This is a genomic window from Spirillospora sp. NPDC000708 (assembly GCF_040299565.1).
Lineage (GTDB): Bacteria > Actinomycetota > Actinomycetes > Streptosporangiales > Streptosporangiaceae > Spirillospora.
The window spans coordinates 1-1112 of sequence record NZ_JBEPCJ010000253.1; the positions used below are offsets into that span (position 1 = coordinate 1).

General features: G+C 38.0%; 1 protein-coding gene. It reads right to left on the bottom strand.

Going from position 1 to position 1112, the window contains the following annotated elements; all coding sequences use genetic code 11:
* Positions 1–986, bottom strand: a 986-nt coding sequence (gene dld, locus ABT299_RS52780; RefSeq protein WP_500255497.1) for a D-lactate dehydrogenase, incomplete at its 3' end; no start/stop codon positions are given.
* Positions 987–1112 lie beyond the last annotated feature (126 nt).

Genomic DNA, 1112 nt, shown 5'->3' on the forward strand with positions numbered 1-1112 from the left:
TGGGGCAAATGACCCGTACCAATTTTTTCAATCACAATTAGTGAGTCTTTACCATATTTCTTGGCCAATTTATAAGCATTTTTATGCATATATTCACCAGAAACAGGCAATTCTTTGAATGTCGTCATAATATGGCGACGAATATCTTCCAACTCATCGGGATTATTCGTTCCAATGTAAAACATTTGTGTTTTTTTATCCATTGGGAATGTATCTAAGCGGACAGCCAATGCCGCAACGTGACCGGACGATCCAGATACTTCATACAATTCTTTAGGATTTGCATTGTATCGAATAGGCTTATCAGATTCAACGTCACGCACAACCTGTTCATGATGGAACATTGAACCATGATGTTCAGTAGCTGGTACTTGATTCAAATCAAAATTGCGGTTCTGCAAATTAGTAATAATCTCTTCGGGCGTTTTGCCCAAATCAATGCCTAAATGGTTAACTAAGTGCATTTCGTCATGTTCATCAATCCAAACATACAATGATAGCTCTGTATAAGCTGGACCTCTTCTGATCAAAGCACCACCAGAATTGTTGTTAATACCACCAATGACCGATGCACCCAAATTAGATGAGCCAATGACTGAATGTGGTTCACGTTTAAGTGGTCGCAATTCATTTTCTAAGTGAAACAGTGTCGTACCGGGGAATGCTAGTACTTGTTCCCCATTATTGATTAACTGTAAATCTTTAATTTTCATGCCGTTCACAACAACTGCAGAACGGTCATAACCTGGGGCTGGTACGGATCCCTCAGTCAAACTAGTGTTGGCTGCTTGCATAATAATGATAATATTGTTATCATGCAAAACATTAAGCACACGCCACATTGCCATTAAAGTGGTTGGAAATACGACTGCAACTGCATCGCCCTTACCTGAGCGGTACCCTTTCCTAAAACGTAAAGATTTTGCTTTGTTAGTAATAACATTTTTTTTACCAACAACATTGACTAGTTCTTCGACTAAGTCCATATTAACTTCTCCCCTCTATAACGTTTGTAAAAAACGTTTTAATCATTACGCTTTCAATGATACGCTTTTTTTGATATTTTGGTTAATAGGTAGATTGTAAAATTAATCCGACGCTGTTCGGACAAA